The organism is Cellvibrio sp., assembly GCF_046347455.1.
Lineage (GTDB): Bacteria > Pseudomonadota > Gammaproteobacteria > Pseudomonadales > Cellvibrionaceae > Cellvibrio.
The window spans coordinates 400,621-418,422 of record NZ_JAXMGC010000002.1 but is presented as its reverse complement, the minus strand read 5'-3'; the positions used below and the strand labels follow the sequence as shown (position 1 = coordinate 418,422).

General features: G+C 48.3%; 15 protein-coding genes. 4 read left to right on the top strand and 11 right to left on the bottom strand.

Annotated elements, in window-relative coordinates:
- Nucleotides 1-10: 10 nt before the first annotated feature.
- The 9 genes from U1F02_RS05685 to pgi all read right to left on the bottom strand — a co-directional run bounded on the left by U1F02_RS05685 (nt 11) and on the right by pgi (nt 10,735).
- The gene (locus U1F02_RS05685; RefSeq protein WP_409989399.1) at nt 11-238 is read right to left on the bottom strand and encodes a Trm112 family protein; all 228 of its coding nucleotides are present in this window, start codon (nt 236-238) and stop codon (nt 11-13) included.
- A 182-nt stretch (nt 239-420) separates the two neighbouring features.
- On the bottom strand, nt 421-1,230 hold the full coding sequence (locus U1F02_RS05680; RefSeq protein WP_409989398.1) for a M23 family metallopeptidase: 810 nt from the start codon (nt 1,228-1,230) through the stop codon (nt 421-423).
- 140 nt (nt 1,231-1,370) lie between these two features.
- Nucleotides 1,371-2,807, bottom strand: coding sequence for a pyruvate kinase (gene pyk / locus U1F02_RS05675; protein WP_409989397.1), 1,437 nt, complete (start codon nt 2,805-2,807; stop codon nt 1,371-1,373).
- 17 nt (nt 2,808-2,824) lie between these two features.
- Entirely contained in the window at nt 2,825-3,832 is a 1,008-nt protein-coding gene (gene gap, locus U1F02_RS05670; RefSeq protein ID WP_409989396.1) for a type I glyceraldehyde-3-phosphate dehydrogenase, read from the bottom strand.
- Between the two features lie 96 nt (nt 3,833-3,928).
- The gene (locus U1F02_RS05665; RefSeq protein ID WP_409989395.1) at nt 3,929-4,561 is read right to left on the bottom strand and encodes a bifunctional 4-hydroxy-2-oxoglutarate aldolase/2-dehydro-3-deoxy-phosphogluconate aldolase; all 633 of its coding nucleotides are present in this window, start codon (nt 4,559-4,561) and stop codon (nt 3,929-3,931) included.
- 85 nt (nt 4,562-4,646) lie between these two features.
- Nucleotides 4,647-5,357 (bottom strand): 6-phosphogluconolactonase, encoded by a 711-nt coding sequence (pgl, locus tag U1F02_RS05660; protein ID WP_409989394.1) that lies wholly within the window; start codon nt 5,355-5,357, stop codon nt 4,647-4,649.
- A complete protein-coding gene (gene zwf / locus U1F02_RS05655; RefSeq protein ID WP_409989393.1) occupies nt 5,357-6,844 on the bottom strand; it encodes a glucose-6-phosphate dehydrogenase in 1,488 nt (495 codons plus the stop codon). Before zwf ends, pgl begins: the two co-directional genes overlap by 1 nt.
- 118 nt (nt 6,845-6,962) lie before the next feature.
- Nucleotides 6,963-8,777 carry a phosphogluconate dehydratase gene (gene edd, locus U1F02_RS05650; protein ID WP_409989392.1) on the bottom strand — a complete coding sequence of 605 codons (1,815 nt, stop codon included), beginning with the start codon at nt 8,775-8,777 and terminating at the stop codon, nt 6,963-6,965.
- A 293-nt stretch (nt 8,778-9,070) separates the two neighbouring features.
- Nucleotides 9,071-10,735, bottom strand: coding sequence for a glucose-6-phosphate isomerase (pgi, locus tag U1F02_RS05645; protein ID WP_409989391.1), 1,665 nt, complete (start codon nt 10,733-10,735; stop codon nt 9,071-9,073).
- A 311-nt stretch (nt 10,736-11,046) separates the two neighbouring features.
- Here pgi and U1F02_RS05640 point away from each other — a divergent pair, with 311 nt between their 5' ends.
- Nucleotides 11,047-12,123 (top strand): beta-N-acetylglucosaminidase domain-containing protein, encoded by a 1,077-nt coding sequence (locus U1F02_RS05640; RefSeq protein ID WP_409989390.1) that lies wholly within the window; start codon nt 11,047-11,049, stop codon nt 12,121-12,123.
- Here the strand turns inward: U1F02_RS05640 and U1F02_RS05635 are convergent.
- A complete protein-coding gene (locus U1F02_RS05635; protein WP_409989389.1) occupies nt 12,120-12,782 on the bottom strand; it encodes an alpha/beta hydrolase in 663 nt (220 codons plus the stop codon). The two genes, U1F02_RS05640 and U1F02_RS05635, sit on opposite strands and share 4 nt — an antisense overlap.
- 70 nt (nt 12,783-12,852) lie before the next feature.
- Here U1F02_RS05635 and U1F02_RS05630 point away from each other — a divergent pair, with 70 nt between their 5' ends.
- Nucleotides 12,853-13,854, top strand: a complete 1,002-nt coding sequence (locus U1F02_RS05630) for a CorA family divalent cation transporter (protein ID WP_409989388.1) — start codon at nt 12,853-12,855, stop codon at nt 13,852-13,854.
- Nucleotides 13,855-14,039: 185 nt separating this feature from the next.
- Entirely contained in the window at nt 14,040-15,446 is a 1,407-nt protein-coding gene (gene ppnN / locus U1F02_RS05625) for a nucleotide 5'-monophosphate nucleosidase PpnN (RefSeq protein WP_409989387.1), read from the top strand.
- A gap of 412 nt (nt 15,447-15,858) precedes the next feature.
- Here the strand turns inward: ppnN and U1F02_RS05620 are convergent, their stop codons facing one another.
- The gene (locus U1F02_RS05620; protein WP_409989386.1) at nt 15,859-16,467 is read right to left on the bottom strand and encodes a hypothetical protein; all 609 of its coding nucleotides are present in this window, start codon (nt 16,465-16,467) and stop codon (nt 15,859-15,861) included.
- 178 nt (nt 16,468-16,645) lie between these two features.
- On the opposite strand from U1F02_RS05620, the gene mgrA reads away from it, so the two are divergent.
- The gene (mgrA, locus tag U1F02_RS05615; protein WP_409989385.1) at nt 16,646-17,659 is read left to right on the top strand and encodes an L-glyceraldehyde 3-phosphate reductase; all 1,014 of its coding nucleotides are present in this window, start codon (nt 16,646-16,648) and stop codon (nt 17,657-17,659) included.
- The last annotated feature ends 143 nt before the right edge of the window (nt 17,660-17,802 follow it).

Below are 17,802 nucleotides of genomic sequence, written 5' to 3'. Positions count from 1 at the left end.
CCACTACAAGTTAATGGGCGTTAGTTGCCTGATGCTGATCTTTTTGAGCGAGGCGCTTTTCTTTTTCTTCAAGACTTATCTTGCGGGCCTCGTTCTCTAACATAACCGGAATGCCATCGCGAATGGGGTAAGCCAAACCGCTTGTCCAGCAAACTAACTCTTGTTGCTCTGGAAAGTATTCCAAGGCGCCCTTGCTAACAGGGCAAACGAGAATGCTGAGTAGTTTTTTGTCGATCATAAATCAGCTCGGGACTATAGCTAAACTAAGGGCGGTATCTTACCCGCTGACGCTCGCTGTGTCTCTACTTAAAGCTGCCATAGGCTGAGTTATACAGCTGACTTAGGCCGTTTTTAGGCCGCAAATCTAATTCCGACAATTCCGCAGCAACGACACGCTAGTACCAAAGGTAGATTTTGCATTTACTGAGCAGGAACCAATAACTGAGGATCAACGCGCTCCTCAAACCAGTTCATCGCCCAGTGTAAATGCGGGCCAGATGCCCTGCCCGTTTGCCCTACGAGCGCGATATCTTGCCCTTGCTCGACCTTATCGCCCTCTTTCACCAAAATTTTGCTGAGGTGAATCATGGTGGACGATAAACCGTGGCCGTGATCGATGATGAGTGTTCCGCCGGACAAAAACATATCAGGGTGAACCAAGGTCACCACGCCGCCCGCTGGCGCTTTCACCAAGGTACCAACCGGCTTGGCGATATCCACACCGAAGTGCGGCGTTTTGGGAATGCCGTTGTAAACGCGCTGACTGCCATAAACACCGCTAATGGGACCCAGCAGCGGCCACTGGAATTTTTGTGCAAAGAAATCTAAAGGCAAATCCACTTTGCGCGCTTGCGACACCAGAGCTGCTTCGCGGGCAATACGTTCGTCCTGTTCTTTATTTGGTTCCACCGTGGCTTGAGGGACGCCTTCAACACGCTGAATGTTGTATTCGCGAGCTTTTACACTAAAGCTGTGTTGCTGCACCTTGCCATTGGTAATGGTAGTGATGACTGCTTTGTTGGGTGCATCGCGCCCTAAACCAATCACAAATTTTCCATCCGCCGTGAGCTGCAACTTGCGTTCTTTGTATTCAACCTGCGTGCCTTTGGGAACTTGACCAATGATCACTGCGCCTTGCTGCCATTCACCCTTAATGTCAAGCGCACACACAATGGGTGAAAACACAATTGCGATCAAAGCTGTTAACGCAAGACGGAAAAGTTGATTCATAGATAAGCTCATCCTAGGAAAACAAGTGCAAAAAAATCTGTTAGATGGAGATAAGAAACGTCGCAACACTTTAAAAAAAGTGGCCATAAAAAAACGGCAGACTAGCTGCCGTTTTTTTACATCAGTTGCATAAATACAACTTAAGAAACACGCAATATCTTCATGGTGTTGGTGCCGCCCAATACGGTGGTGTCACCGTTGGATACGATCACCAAATCACCTGTTTCTACCACGCCTTTTTTCTTCAGCAAATCTATAGCGCGCGCAAAATCTTCAGCGCAAGGAACACCACCGGCGGTATCAAAAGCGACAGGGTGAACACCGCGATAAAGCGCAACTTTACGCTGCGTGCTTACGTGGCGAGAGAATGCGAAGATAGGCAATTGCGAACCAACGCGAGACATCAAGCGCGGAGTGCTGCCTGATTCAGTCAAGCAAATGATGGCTTTTACGCCGTCCAAATGGTTTGCAGTGAACATGGCCGCCAACGCAATTGACTCGTCGATGGATTGGAATTCTTCATCCATACGATACTTGTCAAAACTTGCAGTGGGATGTTCTTCCGCACCCAAAATAATGCGCACCATGGCCTCTACGGTTTGAACTGGGTAGCTGCCGGCTGCAGTCTCTGCAGACAACATTACCGCATCAGTACCATCCAACACCGCGTTAGCAACGTCGAACACTTCTGCGCGAGTTGGCAAGGGGCTGTTGATCATGGACTCCATCATTTGGGTCGCGGTGATCACTACTTTGTTCAATGCACGTGAACGCTCGATAATGCGTTTTTGCACTCCAATCAAAGCGGCATCGCCAATCTCAACACCCAAGTCACCACGAGCAACCATTACCGCGTCAGAGGCGCGAATAATGTCATCAAGCGTTTCGTTGTCCGCTACGGCTTCTGCACGCTCAACTTTAGAAACCAAACCAGCGCGGCCGCCAGCTTCTTCCATCAATTTACGCGCGTAGTTCATATCTTCGGCAGAGCGTGGGAAAGATACGGCGAGGTAATCTACATCGATTTCAGCTGCAGTTTTGATGTCAGCCTTGTCTTTGTCTGTTAACGCAGGAGCTGTCAAACCGCCACCCTGACGATTGATACCTTTGTTGTTCGACAAAGGACCACCAACAGCAGTAGTGGTGTAGATACGAGTGCCTTCAATGCGATCTACTTTCAGCACAACACGACCGTCATCGAGCAACAACATATCGCCTGGCTTACAATCGTTCGGCAATTCTTTGTAGTCGATACCGACTTGATCTTGGTTGCCCGCATCGCGCTCGAGCGAAGCATCCAACACAAATTTGTCACCGACATTTAAGTGAATTTTGCCTTGCGCAAATCGAGCAACGCGAATTTTTGGACCTTGCAGGTCGCCCAACACAGCAACGTATTTGTTGTGCTTAGCGGCCAGCTCGCGAACCATTTCAGCGCGACGCTTGTGGTCTTCCGGTGAGCCGTGCGAAAAGTTCAAACGCACGACGTTCACACCGGCAAGAATCAACTGTTCTAAAACCTCGGGCGACTCTGACGCTGGACCGAGGGTACTGACGATTTTGGTACGTCTTAACATGATTGATTTCTCTTTTATTATTTAGCTGACATCAATGCGAGGGTGTTATCCAACATGCGGTTAGAGAAGCCCCACTCGTTGTCGTACCAGCTCAATACTTTTACCCACTTACCGTACACTTTGGTTTGCAGCGAATCGTAGTTTGAAGAATGTGCGTTGTGGTTGAAGTCTACAGACACCAAAGGCTCGTCAACATAAGCCAACACGCCTGGCATTTCCAAATCAGCGGCTTTGCGCATTGCAGCGTTGATAGCATCAACAGAAACGTCTTTCTCAACCAATACGTTCAAGTCAACCAAAGACACGTTAATGGTTGGAACGCGAACAGAAATACCATCCAACTTACCTTTCAATTCTGGCAATACCAAACCTACTGCTTTTGCAGCACCGGTGGTGGTTGGAATCATTGATTGAGTAGCAGAACGTGCGCGGTAGATGTCTTTGTGGAATACGTCCGACAACACTTGGTCGTTGGTGTAAGCGTGAATGGTAGTCATAGAACCTTGCACGATACCGAAGTTATCGTTCAACACTTTAGCGATTGGCGCCAAGCAGTTAGTGGTGCAAGATGCGTTAGAGATAATGGTGTCTGTCGCTTTCAACACATTGTTGTTTACGCCGAATACCACGGTTGCATCTACGTCGGTGCCAGGAGCAGAAATAATCACTTTCTTAGCGCCGGCAGCCAAATGCAAACCCGCTTTATCTTTGCTGGTGAAAATACCAGTACATTCGTAAACAACATCTACGTTCAATTCGCCCCATGGCAATTTTGCTGGGTCACGCTCAGCGGTAATGCGGATTGCATCGCCGTTAACGTACATGAAATCACCTTCATACTTCACGGTACCGTTGAATTGACCGTGTACTGAATCGTATTTGGTAAGGTGAGCATTCAAATGTGCATCACCGAGGTCGTTAATACCAACGATTTGGATTTGTTCGCGCTTGCCTGATTCATATAAGGCACGCAGTACGTTGCGACCGATACGACCATAACCGTTAATTGCCACTCTGATAGTCATTTGTTGCTCCTAAGTCAATTGTGGTACCCACTTCGGGGTATTCATCTTTTAAAATAAGTTCGCCCAGAGGTTTCGGCCACTGGGCGTTGTCGTTTATTAGCGCGGCAGGCTTGCTGCTTCGCGAGCCAGACGTTCGATTTCATCCCAACGACCGGCTTTCATTAATTCTTTTGGCGCCATCCAGGTTCCACCTACGCAGGCTACGTTAGGCAGTGCCAAGTAGCTTGGTGCTTTCGCTAAATCAATTCCACCGGTTGGGCAGAAAGTGATTTGCGGTAAGGGTCCACCGATGGACTTCAACATAGGTACACCGCCCGCCGCTTCCGCTGGGAAGAACTTCTGGTGAGTGAAACCTTGAGTATAAAGATTCATTGCTTCCGTTGGTGTAGCAACTCCCGCCAATAAAGGAACTGGGCTTGCTTTAGCGGCTTCGATGAGCGCAGGCGTTGTGCCTGGGCTTACCAAAAAGGTAGAGCCTGCTTTTACGGCCGCTTCCAAATCTTTAGGGGTGATAACAGTACCTGCGCCAATTACTGCATCTTGTGGAAGCGCTTCAACCATCGCGGTGATCGCATCCAACGCACAAGGAGTACGCAGAGTGATTTCCAATACCTTCAAGCCACCCGCATAAAGCGCTTTGGCCAGTGGTACGGCGTCTTCAATGCGCTCAACAACCATTACCGGTACTACGGGCGCTACTTTCAGGATTTGATCTATGGATAAAGCCACTGTGTGTTCCTCTTTGCGAAATTCTTGCGTTTAATGCGTAAACAAAAACCGGATTAGCAACGGCTAATCCGGCCTGAAAATGTCTTTAAGGCGCCCAGTAAACCACAACCGGCACGCGATCCTGTTGCAGTATGGCGCGAATGGGCATCTCGGCAACGTCAGTACCCGCTTGGGCTTTGCGAAGCACGGCTAATTTTTCATCGCCTGTAATTAATAGCACCAAAGTGCGGGAACGCAATAAACCGGCGAGTGATAAGGTCATCCTTTCGGTGATAGCACCAGTCACTTCGCTCTGATGGGCAACAATTGCCGCACAAAGTTCAGACGAATCAGGATTCAACGCCACTTCAAGACCATTCGCATGGGGAAACAAGGACGCCGTGTGGCCATCATTACCCATGCCGAGGATGGTGATATCAAAGGGTTGCGCGAGCTGCTGGTAGGCAGCTTCACAATCGGCCAAACCTTCCTGTGCCGTAGCAGCGGTATTTTTCATACCGATCAGATTAGCCACAGCCGCTTTATTTTGGATAAGGTGTTTTACGGTAAAGGCTTCATTGCTTTTATCGTGTGCAAAATCTACCCAGCGCTCGTCAACCAGAGCGATGTAAACAGACTCCCAGTCAAGATCGACATTGCTCAAGCTTTTGTACAGTGGCTCGGGAGTGCTACCACCGGATACCATAAAAGTCGCTTCGCCACGGTCTTCGATCGCTTGCGTTAAAGCAGCAACACACTCCGCTTCCAATGCAGCAACCATATCCTGACGATTTTCAAACAAACGCTCAGTCAGCATTAGTGGTTGTCCCCTGAATCAGAACCGACTTCATCTAGGTTAAACCAGCTACGGCCATCACTTGAGAGCAACTGCGCAGACGCAATTGGGCCCCAGCTACCGGCCATATAGCCGTGCGGTTTGTTCTCTGGGCGTTGCCAGGCTTCGATAATTGGGTCAATCCAAGCCCAAGCAGCATCCACTTCAGCGCGGTGGATAAACAGACTTGGGTCGTTAGCGGCTGCGTCCAACATCAAACGCTTGTAAGCGTCGCTAAAGAAATCTTTGTAGGTTTCAGCAAAATTCAAATTCAACACGACGGGCGACAAATGCATTTCATGCTTGCCCAAGTCTTTTGAATTCATAATGATTTTGATGCTCTCTTCCGGTTGCAAGCGAATTACCAAACGGTTAGGTACTGGATTACCCGCTGCTTCTGGGTAAACGCGGTGAGCAACATCTTTGTATTGGATAACAATTTCAGCAAAGCGCGATTTCATACGCTTGCCGGTACGTAAATAGAAAGGCACGTTAGCCCAACGAGAGTTATCAATATGTGCGCGAATGGCAACGAAAGTTTCTGTGTTGCTTGGCTGACCTAACTCGTCCAGATAACCGGGAACTTGTTGGCCATCCATTTGACCCGCAACGTATTGACCACGCACCGTATTGAATTTAACGGTGTTGCCAGTCAACGGACGCAAGCTTTCTAATACTTTCAATTTTTCTGAACGAATACGCTCAGCTGTCATTTTGTTGGGCGACTCCATAGCCACCAAACACAACAATTGCAAAATGTGGTTTTGAACCATATCACGCAGTGCGCCAGCGCCGTCGTAGAAGCTCGCACGACCTTCCAAGCCAACGGTTTCGGAGATGGTGATTTGCACGTTGTCGATGGTACGTGCATCCCACAAGTGTTCAAAAATGCCGTTTGCAAAACGCAGGACCAAGAGGTTTTGTACGGTTTCTTTGCCGAGGTAATGGTCAATACGGAAGATCGCTTCTTCTTTGAAATATTCAGCAATGCTGGTGTTAATTTCGTCAGCGGTCTTGGCGTCATAACCAAGCGGTTTTTCAACCACAACGCGCGCGTATTTGGTAATCAAACCGCTTTCATGCAAATGCTTACAGGCATCGCTAAACACAGAAGGAGGCGTTGAAAGATAGAACACGCGTTGACGGTTTTCGCCACTGTTCAATAATTCTGCGAGCGCGGTCCACTTGTCATCGAGTTTGGAAATATCGATAAACACCGGGAAAATAATTGTCGCGAATTTGTCCCATGCCGTTGCTTCAAACTCATCTTTGTTCAGATGTTTTTGTGCAGCATCACGCACTTTGTTTTTGTATTCCAGCACCATTTGCGCATTGCGCAAGGTTGGAATAATACGGGTTCCTTCAGGCAATTCGCCATTGCGGTGGGCGCGAAACAAGCCCGGAATTAATTTGCGCAGCGCCAAGTCACCAGCACCACCAAACAGAACAAAATCAAAGGCTTCAAGCATGAGGGTTATCCTGTAAATACTTTTTGTCTAAATATTTTCTATTCAAATAGTTTTCGTACTTTCTCAAAAAAATATGTCGCTCATTTGACGACCATATACTTTTTTAAATAAGCACAGATTACCAACTAAAAACGGTTGCGCCTTCCTCAGCTTTACCGACAGTTGCACGCAAAGGTGCAAACAATTCACGCCCCATACCTTGGTGGCTCGCCGCTAAATCGGCGGTTGCGTGTTGACGTGATTTCAACTCTTCGTCACTCACTAACAATGTGAGAGTTCCCGCTTCAGCATCCAGCTCAATCATGTCGCCGTTTTGGATGAGACCAATCGCACCATTATCCAAAGCCTCTGGCGACATATGGATAGCGGCCGGAATTTTGCCGGACGCACCGGACATGCGGCCATCTGTAACCAAGGCTACTTTAAAGCCGCGATCTTGCAGCACACCCAGCGGCGGAGTGAGCTTATGCAGCTCAGGCATGCCACAGGCTTTCGGGCCTTGGAAACGCACAACGGCGATAAAATCTTTTTCCAATTCGCCGCGCTTGAACGCAGCCTGCATCTCTTCCTGTGCGTGGAAAACAATCGCCGGCGCAGTCACTTTGCGGTGCTCGGGTTTAACAGCAGACACTTTAATGATCGAACGACCAACATTACCTTTCAACAAACGCATGCCGCCATCCGGTGTGAAGGGCTTGGTCGCTGGGCGAAGTACGGAATCATCCAAACTTTCGGCTGGAGCATCGCGCCAGACCAACTTGTCGCCATCAAGGAACGGCTCTTTGGTGTAGTGCGATAAGCCGCCGGAGCCCATAACGGTTTTCACATCGTCATGCAGCAAGCCAACGGAAAGAAGTTCGCGCATCAGGAAACCCATTCCTCCCACGGCTTGGAAGCGGTTTACATCCGCCAAACCATTGGGGTAAATGCGGCACATGAGCGGGATTATATCAGACAAATCACTCAGATCTTGCCAATCGATAATCACACCAGCGGCGCGGGCGATGGCCACAATGTGCATGGCGTGGTTGGTTGAACCACCGGTTGCCAATAAGCCTACGATGCCGTTGATGATGGATTTTTCCGTCACAATTTCAGCCATAGGAGTGAAGTTATCACCCGCAGAAATACGCGCTAGCTGATGAACAGCCTCGCGAGTCAACGCATCGCGTAGCGGAGTGTAAGGGTTAACGAAGGAACTTCCCGGCAAATGCAGGCCCATGATTTCCATGAGCATTTGGTTACTGTTGGCAGTACCGTAGAAAGTACAGGTTCCAGCGCTGTGATAAGAGGCACTTTCCGCCGCGAGCAACTCTTTGCGCCCTACTTTGCCTTCGGCAAATAATTGACGAGCCTTGGCTTTTTCAGCATTGGGCAAACCGGGCGTCATAGGGCCAGCGGGCACAAAAATAATGGGCAATTGACCGAAGGACAGTGCGCCCATCGCCAAGCCGGGAACGATTTTGTCACACACCCCCAAACACAATGCGCCATCGAACATATCGTGCGACAGAGCGATAGCGGTAGACATGGCAATCACATCGCGGCTGAACAAGGACAAGTCCATGCCGGGGAAGCCTTGGGTCACACCGTCACACATAGCAGGCACACCGCCAGCCATTTGCGCTGTCATACCAACTTCATGAGCTGCTTTTTTGATGGGTTCGAGGTACTCACCGTAAGGTACGTGAGCAGAGAGCATTTCGTTATAGGCGGAGACAACACCCAGATTGGGAGCTTGGCCTTCGGCGAGGGCGGTTTTATCGGCGTCGTTACAGGCCGCAAAACCGTGGGCAAGATTCGCACAACCTAGGTGGTGACGAGAGGGGCCAGACTTACGTGATTTCTGTATTTTGGCCATATAGGCTGCGCGGGAATCACGGCTTTTTTCGATAATTCGTTTGGTAATTTCGATAAGTCTTGAATCAGTCATGGCGTACCACTTGTTGTTAGTCTGCTTTCATTCATTGGCATTTCGGGTTGCACGAGCCCGCCAGTGAGGAGATTACTAGGGCATCAGGGCGTAAACCTTGGAATACCACAGATTGCTCCGGTGAAGGAGCATTGTACCGACAAATGCAGATCAATGCTTTCATCGGTTAAATTTCATTGCCGGACACCGCCCGGAATTAACCGACACTGTATGCCGGTTAAATATGCCGCGATCTGTATGACCCCGACATTACTCATTAGATTGCAGACTTGGCGACCTTGAGGCCGCCGCTGTTACTTTTTGGCGTTTTTATAAAACGCGATCAAATGACGAGTCGATGCATCGTGCGCTGGGTTGATCTTGGCGTCTGCAGCCAATTCTGGCTGGATACCAGAAGCCAATACTTTCCCGAGCTCAACGCCCCACTGATCAAATGAATGGATGCGCCAGATAATACCCTGCACAAAAATCTTATGTTCGTAGAGCGCGATCAATGAACCCAAGGTTTTGGCATCCACTTGCGGCAAAAGCAAGGTATTCGTTGGGCGATTGCCCTTGTGTACCTTGTGCTCAACAATCTCTTCAATACGCTCCGCGCTCACACCTTTAGCGGTCAGCTCTTTGCGCACTTGGTTAGCATCAATACCCTGCATTAAGGCTTGGGTTTGCGCAAAGAAGTTGGCCATAAGTGCGTCGTGGTGACCTTCTACTGGAATATTTGGAGTCACTGAACCGATAAAGTCGGCAGGGATAATGTCTGTACCTTGGTGCAGCATTTGGTAGAACGCGTGCTGACCGTTGATACCCACCTCGCCCCATACCAATGGAACACTGCCATAGCTGATAGGTTCGCCAGCCCAGTTCACGTGCTTGCCGTTAGATTCCATTTCCGCTTGCTGCATATAAGCAGGGAAACGGTGCAAGCATTGATCATACGGAAGCAATGCCTGCGCTGGGTAGCCAAGGAAATTGCGGTTCCATATACCTACCAGAGCCATCATAACCGGTGCGTTGTTTTCCAAAGGCGCTTGCTGGAAATGGAGATCCATTTCGTATGCACCCTTCAATAAATCGGTAAATCCATCAAAACCGATAGATAGAGCGATGGGCAAACCAATAGCGGACCACAAGGAGAAGCGGCCGCCCACCCAATCCCACATATCAAAAATGTTTTCTTCGGCAATACCGAATGCAGTCACCAATTTACGGTTGGTCGATACCGCCACAAAGTGTTTTGCGATAGCGCCGTGATCTTTTGCCGCTGCCATAAACCACTTTTCAGCGGTTTTAGCGTTAGCCATGGTTTCCTGAGTGGTGAAGGTTTTTGAGGAAATCACGAACAACACAGTTTCAGGGTTCAAGCCTTCCAGCACTTCTGCAATCTGCACGCCATCCACGTTGGATACGTAATGCATTTTGAGCGACTTGCTGCCGTAAACTTTGAGCGCCTCGGTCACCATCAAGGGGCCAAGGTTTGAACCGCCAATACCGATGCTGACAACGTCTGTAATGACCTTGCCGGTATAACCTTTCCACTCACCGGAGCGAACTTTCTCAGACAGCTTGCGCATGCGCTCAAGCTCCGCATCAATAGCGGGGCGAGCGTCGAGGCCATCAATCATAATGGGGTTGCTGGACTTGTCACGCAGAGCAACGTGCATAACAGCGCGGTCTTCGGTGGCGTTAATGTGCTCGCCCGAAAACATTTTGCTGCGCCAGCTTTCAATATCAGATTCTTTCGCCAGAGCCAGCAGCGCGGCTTTGGTTTCGTCGGTAATCAGGTTTTTGGAGTAATCAAACAGAATGCGGGGAAGTTCAATCGAGAATTTGTTAAAGCGCTCGTCATCTTCAGCAAACAAATCTTTGATATGGCGGGTTTTAAGCTGCTGAGCGTGAGCGGTAAGAGCGCTCCATGAAGGCAAATCAGTTGGACGAGAAAAGGTTTGTGGATTAGCCATTTATCGCTCCCGAAAGATAATAACAAGCACGCATTGGTTGATTTCCATTATGGTGGTGATGCATCGCCAGGCGATCTGTGCCCCTTGAGCGATAAGGATAAGGCTTTGCGCTTCCAAAAGACCGTTTTTAGGGTCGATTTCAAGGAAATAGGTAAGGCGCAAAAAGGCCGCTATGATAGGCAGATGGTCTAGGGGTGTCAATTAAAGTGCCGGCCTGAAACGGGCAAATACGGCTAAAAAAATCATTGGTATATAAGGCTTTTTTAGAATTTACACTCGCTAACAATATAAACGAAACACAAGGCTATTTTGTGAACAAATCAGACATGCCCGCATTGGGAATTATCGAAGGTTTTTTTGGCCGCAGCTGGTCTTGGGCTGATCGCGAAAGCTATGCAAATTTTCTTGCGCCAAATGAGTTCAATTTTTACATCTACGCACCAAAAGACGACATTTATTTGCGCAAACACTGGCAGCAAGATTGGCCAAGCGAGACGAAACAGCAGTTGTCTAGGTTGCGAAATGTTTACCGCGAAGCACAAATTGATTTTGGTATAGGCCTGAGCCCGCACGAAATTTATTTGGATCGATCGCCGGAGCGCTACGCGCAACTTATCACGCGGGTAAAGCAAATTAATGAGTTGTCACCGGACATACTCTGCCTGCTATTTGATGATATGCGGGGCGACATCCCCAACCTTGCCAATTTGCAAATTGATTACATGCACCGAGTGGCAGAGGTGAGCACCGCCAAGCGAATTATTTTTTGCCCCACCTACTACAGTTTTGATCCCGTGCTTGAAAAAGTGTTTGGCAAGGTGCCCGACAACTATTGGCAAGACCTCAATAAGAACATTGATAAAAACATCGATATTTTTTGGACGGGCGAAAAAGTTTGCTCCGCTGAATATTCAGTAAATCATCTCAATAGCGTCGAAGCACTTTTAGGAAGGAAACCTTTTTTATGGGACAACTATCCCGTAAATGACAGCGCTGCAAAATCAAACATCTTGCAATTGCGTGCTGTAAATCAATCGCACAGCCAGATTCAACAAAATGTGTCCGGCCACGCACTTAACCCCATGAACCAAGCATGGCTATCGCAAATTCCGCTGGCGAGCCTGACACGGGCTTACCGCGAAAAAAATAATTACGCTCCAGAAAAAACATTTACTGAGATTACTGATGCTCTGTGTGGCGAAAACCTAGCTCAGACTTTGCTGCAGGACTTATCGCTGCTTCAAGATAAAGGACTGGCGAAAATGAGTGTGGAAGAAAAAACAGAATTGTTGAAACGTTATTCCGCATTCCCGCAAAATCCTTTTTGTGCGGAAATAATTGATTGGTTAAACGGTGGTTATACATTTGATCCGGCGTGTTTGACCTAACACCGTTCCAACAACCATGCTCGGATATCATCCACCTGCTCTGCACAAAGCGTGTGATCCATATTGTAAGACTCATAACGAACCGCATAACCGCGATCTGACAAATCGCGGTAAGCGCGCTGACCAAGAACTTCACTCACGACAGAATCATGCGATCCGTGCTGGATAAAAATTGGAATGCATTTGTTTGCAGCATCCACTTGCACGCTCGCACTGGTTGCAAAGTAAGTCGATAGAGAAAGCAACCCAGCTAAAGGTTTTGAATAACTCAAAGCCGCTTCGTAGGCAACCGCACCACCCTGCGAGAAACCTGCCAGCACAATTTTGTTACTCGGTATGCCGCGCTCAATTTCGCGTTCAATTAACTGGTGAATTTTTTCAGCGTTGGCCCGTAGCTGCGGCGTATCAATTTTACGATCTAAGGTCAGTTCAAAAATATCGTACCACGCGGGCATTACATAACCGTTATTCACGGTGACTGGAATTACTGGCGCATTTGGAAATACAAACCGGATATTCTTATCCTTCGGCAAATGGAGTTCACCCACTAGAGGCACAAAATCACTTCCGTCCGCGCCTAAGCCGTGCAACCAAATCACAGCTGTACTCGCGTTAATCTCAGGGTTGGACTCCACTTCTTCACAGGGCAAATAATTCATAGATTTCCTTTGGAACACGTCTTGGTTTTGTCACAAATCTGTTACATGGATGTCATAAGCTGGCGAAACTATGCATTTCACGCCCAGTATTAACACACCGGATAGTGGCGGTTTGATTTGTGGATTTCGCTTAAGCCACACCGAAAAACCCAAACCACTTTTTCTATACGCTGCCGATAAACGCAGCGAGCTTCCGCACGAACCTCACTGGCTGCACTTCAACTTAGCTGACACTCGTGCCACTCAGTGGATTAACGCTTGCTCTCTAATTCCGCAGGATGCTCGCGACCTGCTGTTAGACAGCGATGCTCATATTCGCAGCGAAAATTTTGACCATAGCTTAGCATTGATCATTGGCGATTTATTTCACGATTTCAAAGAAGACCCGGAAGAACTCGGTGTCTTGCGCTTGTATCTGGATGACGAGCGGCTCATCACCGGCCGCGGCCATCCGCTCAAGTCAGTTGATAGATTGCGCCATGAATTGTTCGGAGGCATGAGCTTCGCAAACTCAATCGATTTGTTTGCGCGACTCATTTACGACATTGGGGATTCCATGCACGCCGTCATCAAAAGTCAGAATGAACGCGTAGATGATGCCGAAGACCAAATTCTTGCGGGGCATTTACACAACCAAGGCAGCGAGCTTGGACGCATTCGCCGTTTGCTTGCGCGTTTGCGGCGACATTTAAGCGCGAACCGGCAGGCCCTGCATCATGCACTGCCTCACATAGCACGCTGGAGCCAACACGATATTTCTGAACTGCGCCAAGCCGTTGAACATCTTGAATCCACAATTCAGGATTTAGAACTCGTACAAGAACGCACGCGCCTCTTGCAGGAAGAAATCGCGGGACGCATGAGTGAAGCCACCAACCGCAACCTCTATGTGCTTTCGATTGTGACTGTAACCCTACTCCCGATTAATTTAATTACCGGTATTTTTGGTATGAACACCGGTGGATTACCTTGGGGGCAGGACGATCCTTCCGGCTTCTGGTGGGTTATCTTTTTTATGGTTATGGCCGTCATAGGGTCGCTCACGATTTTGCATCGCAAACGCATTCTGTAGTTGCTCAGTATTCACTCAATTTCGCCATTGCGAGACGCTAAAAACTTCCACCACCGCACAAATTTGGGCCCGACCAGCCCAAGCTCGACCAAAACTCCGTAAAACACACTACAATTTGATGACGAGATGAAATATCTCTCAACCAATTAAATCCCTAGCGCACCTCGCGGTGCTAAAGAGTTTCGATGTCACATAATCATCCATATAAAACTGCGCCCGATCATAGTTTCGACACCATAGACGCCATCATTTCGCCTAACGGCCAATTAAATATTTTATCCAAAGTTGAAGTCGCTAAATTGCTGGATTCCAGCCAAAGTGGTTTGTACAAATTATTCCGCAGCTGCTCACTCGCCGTGCTCAATACCGGCAACGATTTGGATGATGGAAAAGAACTACTGGAACGCTATGCCAGCTTTGATATCAGTATTGTTCAGCAAGAACGCGGCATAAAACTCGCGTTAAAAAATGCGCCGTCCAATGCGTTTGTCGATGGCAAAATGATTAAAGGTATTAGCGAACATTTGTTCACTGTGCTGCGCGATGTGATTTACAACAACGATGCCATTAACGAAAACCCCAACTTCAATGTGGACACAACAGAAGGCATTACAGACGCCGTCTTCCACATGCTGCGCAACGCAAATTTATTGCACGCAGGCTTAGACCCTAACCTAGTGGTTTGCTGGGGCGGGCACTCAATCAGCCGCGGCGAATACGACTACACCAAAGAGGTAGGCTACCAACTCGGCTTACGTAATTTGGATATTTGCACCGGCTGCGGCCCTGGCGCCATGAAAGGCCCCATGAAGGGAGCAACCATTGGCCACGCCAAACAACGCACGCCGAATGGGCGTTACATCGGTATCACAGAGCCGGGAATCATTGCGGCAGAAGCGCCCAATCCAATTGTGAATCAACTCACCATCATGCCGGACATTGAAAAGCGCCTCGAAGCATTTGTGCGCTTAGGTCACGGCATTATCGTCTTCCCTGGCGGTGCCGGCACTACGGAAGAAATTCTGTACATCCTTGGTATTTTGCTCCACCCGGACAACAAAGATATTCCCTTCCCGCTCGTATTTACTGGCCCGGCGAGCTCTGCGGAATACTTTGAGCGCGTAGACAGATTTATTGGCGATACACTGGGCGCTCAAGCGCAATCGCTCTACAAAATTATCGTTAACGACCCCGAAGCCGTAGCACGTGAAATGGTGGAAGGCATTAAAAAAGTACGCGAATTCCGCAAGCAAAGCGATGATGCCTACTACTTCAACTGGCAGCTCACTATCAGCCCAGACTTGCAACAGCCGTTTATTCCAACGCACGACAATATGCGCAACTTAGAGCTTCACAAGAATCAGCCCAGCCATTTGCTGGCCGCTAATTTGCGCAGGGCTTTCTCCGGGATAGTGGCGGGAAATGTGAAGGAAGACGGCATTCGCACCATTGAAGAATTCGGCCATTTTAAACTCCATGGTGATACAGAAATCATGCATCCCGTGGACGAGCTTTTAGAATCCTTCGCCAAGCAAAATCGCATGAAACTGCCGGGCCGCGAATACAAACCTTGTTACAAGGTCATTAAATAAATCAGCCGTAAGGCGTCCAAAACAAGCGGCTCAGTTCGGGCCGCTTCTCTCGCATGTAAGTCAGATAAATCCCACCTTATGGCGAATGTCTGCAACCTCTGTAGTCAATTTCCTACAAAAGAAACAGATTTTAGCGACTATTTGTCAGCCACCGCTCTCTGGATAATGGCAATCATCAGGAAGTAAACAGTGAGTGCAGTGGCCAAGGCAGGGTCAACGGAGGCGTCCCCTTAAAGGAGAACGTCAGGAGATTCAGGAGCGGCCAAGAACGGATTGACGACGGATGAATGGCTAAAGGAATAAACCCAAGGGGGTTTCAGGGATAGAGACGGATCAAACCACCGACTACTACAGAGTTTACGGACAATACCTGCACCGGCCGCGCAAGCGGCCTTTTTTATGCCTACAAGAATCAACTCTCGGCATTCGCTAACAAGTAATCCACCAAGCGATTCAGCTCACGAGTAAGCGCGCGAATAGAACCTTCCATATCCCAGCTGTCATCACCAATTTTCACCAGGTTAGAAATACTGCGGATTTCCAAGAATTTTTGTTGCTCCGCCAAACACACCTGAAAGAAGGCTGCACCTTCCATGTTTTCAATATCAATAGCTTCCGTATGAACGAAAGGTGCCATGGCCGCATTCATAGAATTACTGGTTGCGAGCGGTAGCAATTCTTTTACTTCGGAGATGTATGGACATGCCCACCATTTGGTCGCTGTAAAATCCATCGCAATATTTAAATCAGCCAAATGCGTGAAGCCGCCGGGAGTGAAAAAACCCAAGTCTGATTCACACTCGCGCTCAACAATCACGACATCACCAACTTTAAAGCGAGAATGCTCGTAAACACCGGCAATTCCCGCCATAAGAACCCAATCTGGTTTATGAGTCGCAATCAATTTTCCCAACGCGTAAGCCGTTGCAGACAAACCCACACCACTAACCGCTGTGATTACTTTTGGGTGCGCAAAATATTGCGCTTCAGTTTGCGTTGGAAAAACAACGAGTATTTTCATAGATTTGTATTACCAATCATTTTTGTACACATAGTCACATTCACCATAAAACGATCGGCGACCATCATTCAAATTAAATTAGACGCTTCTTTACATTAAGCCTATACGCGGTGCTGCAACCATCAGCTAAAATGCAGGCCTTTCCCTACCCACCAAAACAATTATTCCGAGGCCTCCAATGATTACCCATGAGCCAAACCCTATTTACGTAGCCAACCCAGATCGCTATAAAAACATGAAATACAAACGCTGCGGAAAAAGCGGTGTGCAATTATCGCGTTTATCTTTGGGCTTGTGGCAAAATTTTGGTGCAGTAGATTCTGTGGCTAACGCTCGTGCCATGTTGCACAAAGCGTTCGATTTAGGTATTAACCATTTTGATTTAGCAAACAACTACGGTCCGAATTTCGGCTCTGCTGAAATTACTTACGGCACCATTCACAAGCAAGATTTTGCGCACTATCGCGATGAATTATTTATTAGCAGCAAAGCCGGTTATGACATGTGGCCGGGCCCATTCGGCATCGGTGGCTCACGCAAATATTTGGTATCCAGCTGCGACCAAAGTTTAAAACGCACCGGCTTGGAATACTTCGACGTTTTCTATCATCACTGCATGGATCCGGAAACTCCCATCGAAGAAACCATGCAAGCCTTGGACTATATTGTTCGCTCCGGTCGCGCGCTCTACGTAGGTATTTCCAACTATCAACCAGAGCAAACCAAAAAAGCCGCCGCCATTTTAAAATCCTTGGGCACCCCATTATTAATCCATCAACCACGCTACAACATGTTTGACCGCTGGATTGAAGATGGTTTGACTGATGTGCTGAAAGACGAAGGCGTCGGCTCTATTGTTTTCTCACCTTTGGCTCAAGGCGTTCTCACCAACAAATACCTCAACGGAATTCCTGCAGATTCTCGCGCTGCACGCCCAGAGCTGATTTATTTAAACAACAAAGACATCACGCCCGAGAAATTAGAAAAAGTGAAGCGGTTGAATGCTATTGCAGAATCTCGCGGGCAATCACTTGCACAAATGGCAATCGCATGGACTTTGCACAACGACGCAGTTACCACCTGCCTGATCGGCGCAAGCCGCCCCGCACAAATTGAAGACTCTGTTGCAGCATTGAACAATCTTGAATTTAGCGCAGAAGATATTGCGAAGATTGATGCGATTATTCGCTAAGCATTAGTGTGCGCCAAAAGGCTTGCTGGCAACAGCAGGCCTTTTTTATTAACTTCAAAATCAACCGCAGCATTTAACTCCGTCATTTAACCTATTGCATCCACGCCTATTTCCCCCTAGGCTCACGCAAATTCTTTTGGTGA

What these genes read in the sequence shown, in the direction of transcription:
- U1F02_RS05620 (WP_409989386.1), bottom strand. Translation starts at nt 16,467, where the DNA reads ATGAAAATACTCGTTGTTTTTCCAACGCAAACTGAAGCGCAATATTTT.
- zwf (WP_409989393.1), bottom strand. Translation starts at nt 6,844, where the DNA reads ATGCTTGAAGCCTTTGATTTTGTTCTGTTTGGTGGTGCTGGTGACTTG.
- gap (WP_409989396.1), bottom strand. Translation starts at nt 3,832, where the DNA reads ATGACTATCAGAGTGGCAATTAACGGTTATGGTCGTATCGGTCGCAAC.
- U1F02_RS05630 (WP_409989388.1), top strand. Translation starts at nt 12,853, where the DNA reads ATGCATTTCACGCCCAGTATTAACACACCGGATAGTGGCGGTTTGATT.
- pgi (WP_409989391.1), bottom strand. Translation starts at nt 10,735, where the DNA reads ATGGCTAATCCACAAACCTTTTCTCGTCCAACTGATTTGCCTTCATGG.
- edd (WP_409989392.1), bottom strand. Translation starts at nt 8,777, where the DNA reads ATGACTGATTCAAGACTTATCGAAATTACCAAACGAATTATCGAAAAA.
- ppnN (WP_409989387.1), top strand. Translation starts at nt 14,040, where the DNA reads ATGTCACATAATCATCCATATAAAACTGCGCCCGATCATAGTTTCGAC.
- pgl (WP_409989394.1), bottom strand. Translation starts at nt 5,357, where the DNA reads ATGCTGACTGAGCGTTTGTTTGAAAATCGTCAGGATATGGTTGCTGCA.
- mgrA (WP_409989385.1), top strand. Translation starts at nt 16,646, where the DNA reads ATGATTACCCATGAGCCAAACCCTATTTACGTAGCCAACCCAGATCGC.
- U1F02_RS05685 (WP_409989399.1), bottom strand. Translation starts at nt 238, where the DNA reads ATGATCGACAAAAAACTACTCAGCATTCTCGTTTGCCCTGTTAGCAAG.
- pyk (WP_409989397.1), bottom strand. Translation starts at nt 2,807, where the DNA reads ATGTTAAGACGTACCAAAATCGTCAGTACCCTCGGTCCAGCGTCAGAG.
- U1F02_RS05635 (WP_409989389.1), bottom strand. Translation starts at nt 12,782, where the DNA reads ATGAATTATTTGCCCTGTGAAGAAGTGGAGTCCAACCCTGAGATTAAC.
- U1F02_RS05680 (WP_409989398.1), bottom strand. Translation starts at nt 1,230, where the DNA reads ATGAATCAACTTTTCCGTCTTGCGTTAACAGCTTTGATCGCAATTGTG.